Source organism: Kitasatospora sp. NPDC047058 (genome assembly GCF_040643935.1).
Classification (GTDB): Bacteria; Actinomycetota; Actinomycetes; order Streptomycetales; family Streptomycetaceae; genus Kitasatospora.
The window spans coordinates 1-2,696 of the sequence record NZ_JBEYVJ010000671.1 but is presented as its reverse complement, the minus strand read 5'-3'; the positions used below and the strand labels follow the sequence as shown (position 1 = coordinate 2,696).

The window sequence follows — 2,696 nt, the reverse complement described above, 5'->3', positions numbered from 1 at the left end:
TCCCCAGCAGGTGGGATCGGCGCGGCCGGTCCGACGCCGAGGCGCGCCGAGAGCGCAGCCGCTCGACCAGCGCGGCCGCCTTGCCGGGTGTCGCGCCCGACAGCCGGGAGAGGCCGGCCGCCAGGACGTCCGGCGGCGTCGGCCGGCGCGCGTCCTCCAGCACCTGGCGGACCGCCGCGGTGAGCCGGATCGAGACGCCCTCCGAGCCGCCGTCGGGCCGGCTGCCGGGCTCGCCGCCGGTGCCGCCGTCGGCGAGCATCGCGCGGCCGCCGCGCAGGACGACGGACGCGTTGGTGGTCAGCCGCAGGCCGGCGCGGACGTCCGGATCCTCCTCCAGCCGGTGGACCAGCCCGAGCAGCCAGGCCATGTCCGGCCGGGTGCGGGTGTGCGGCGGCCCGGGGGCGAGCGCCAGGTCGGTGCGGTCGCTCCAGCCGGCCAGGCCGACCCCGGCGAAGACGCCGAACGGCGTGGGCCGGGTGCACATCCGGATCAGATAGCGGGCCAGCTTTCCGCGTACCCGGCGCGCCGCGGGGTCGTCGGGCGGGGTGCGGGCCAGGGCGGCGGCCAGGTCGTGGCTGGCCACCTGGACGGCGAGCCGGACCCGCGGGTCGGCGGGCGTGAGGCTGTCGCCGTCGGTGGCCGTCGCGGCGCCGTCCAGTGCGGTGGCGGGCAGCAGGGGCGCCCGTACCATGGCCCAGCCCAGCGGCCGGTAGAGCGGCCGGGCGGCGCGGCGTCCGGGGCTGTCGGCGGTCATGAGAGGAGGAAGAGCCGGTCCCAGCCGGGCTCGGCGTCGGTCGCGGCGGCCAGCAGCACCATGGCGACTCCTGCGGCGCCGTCCAGCAGGCCGGGCCGGTCCACCCGGTTGTCGCCGGGCTCCACCGCGGCGTACCCGAGGGGCCGGGCGGGTTCGAAGTCGGCGAGCAGCCGGTCGGCCAGGTGTTCCGCGCCGGTGGTGAACTGCGGCAGGCGGGTGTCGTGGGCGAACCGCAGCACCACCTGGAGAAGCCCGGCGACACCGTGGCAGAAGGTCGGCGAGTAGAGGCAGCGGACGGCGGGCGGACGGCGCAGCACGGCGGTGAGGGCGTCGACGGCCAGCGTGCGCAGCCGTTCGTCGTCCAGGGCCTCGCCGGCGTGCCAGAGGGCGCGGGCGATCCCGGGGCTTCCGTAGCACCAGGAGCTGCGGCCCGGGACGGGCGGCGGGGCGGGCGGCTGCCCGTCGGGCGGCAGCAGCGGGAAGGCCGAGGGCCAGTTGACCCCCCATTCGTCGTCGGTGCGGTGCGCCGCCAGCCAGCCCGCCAGGTAGCGGACGACCTCCTCCTGGCCGGGCAGCCGATGGCCGGCCCGGAGGGCCAGCGCGAGCACCGCCAGCGGGCCCGGGATCCCGTGCGCCAGGCCACAGTTGAGGTTCCCGTACGGGTAGGTGGTGCGTGTCGAGGGGTCGCCGAGCAGCTCCGGCGGGGTGGCCCAGCGCGCGCTCAGGCCGTCCGGAACGGCGAGCCGTACCAGCGCGGCGAGCAGGGCGGAGAGCGCCGACCCGGCCGACGGCGGGAGCGGCTCGCGTGCACCGTCTGGACCGCCTGGACCTTGCGGGCCTTGCGGCAGCAGGCCGGCGGCCAGCCCGCTCGCACCGGAGACCAGGTCGAAGTCGCTCACCGGTCGGCCGGGGAGGTCGGCGGCGAGCCGGGCGGCCACCAGGTGTGCGCGCGGCGCCAGTTCGCCGTCGAGGGCGGCGAGCGCGCGGCGGTAGCGGGTGCCGTCGCGGCTGAGTGCCGCGACGGCGAACGCGGTGCCGCCGAGACCGCTGAACAGTCCGGTGTTGAGCTCCCCGCCACCCGGCCCGGCCCCGGCCAGCCCGCTGGCCAGGAAGCCGTGGCCGATGCCGTCCCAGCCCTCCCCCGGCCGGCACCGGTCGAGGTACGCGCAGAGCAGCGCAATGCCGGTGTCACCCCCGGCGAGCCCGTGCGGGAGCCATCCGATCGTCTCCGGGTACCGGGTCTGCCGGGCGGACAGGGCGAGCGCCTCGCAGATCAGCGCGCGGTCCACGGACCGCTCGGCGACCTCGGCGGCGACCCTCAGCGCGGCGGCCCGCCGGTCGCCGTCGAGCACACCGCTCCACGGCCGGGGTGCGGGTCGGGGGGCCGGCCGGGGTGCCGGTCCGGGCTCCGGCCCGGCTTCGGGGCCGGGTGCGAGGGTGCTTCCCCGGCCGGGGAGCGGGCCGGTGGTGTGGTGTCCGGTCACGCGACCTCCTCGGGCCGACCGGTCGGGCGACGGACGCTGTTCCGGTGCCGGGCGTTCTGTGTCGGGCGTTCTGGTGTCGGGCGTCCTGGCGCCGAACGGGGCCGGGAGCGGCGGGCGCGGGGTCAGCAGATCCCGCAGGTCTCGCACGCGGTCTCGATCTGGCTCGGGCCGCAGGGCGACTCGCCCGGCAGCGACAGCTCACAGCAGCCGGTGCAGCCGGTCCGCTCGCAGGTGCCGCAGGTGTGGCACGTTCCGCCGCACGAGGGCGGCGAGCACGTGACCTCACAGGTGAACGGACAGGTTTCCTCGCAGGTGTGGCAGGTCCCGTCGCAGGAGGCGCAGCTCGCGAACTCGAAGGTCTGGAAGCCGCACGCGGCGTCGAAGGTCTCGGCGCCCGGCCGGGGTGAAGGTGCTGGTCAAGGCGGATGCGCTGGTCCCGGCGGGTGGTCCCGGACGGG

The 2,696-nt window shown here is 77.7% G+C and carries 2 protein-coding genes; both read right to left on the bottom strand.

All coding sequences use genetic code 11. The annotated features are described in order from the left end of the window. On the bottom strand, window positions 1-754 hold a 754-nt coding region (locus ABZ885_RS39090), incomplete at its 3' end, for a lantibiotic dehydratase (protein WP_360199653.1). Next, on the bottom strand, window positions 751-2,238 hold the full coding sequence (locus ABZ885_RS39085) for a lanthionine synthetase C family protein (RefSeq protein ID WP_360199651.1): 1,488 nt from the start codon (window positions 2,236-2,238) through the stop codon (window positions 751-753). The genes ABZ885_RS39085 and ABZ885_RS39090, both read right to left, overlap by 4 nt. Between the last annotated feature and the right edge of the window lie 458 nt (window positions 2,239-2,696).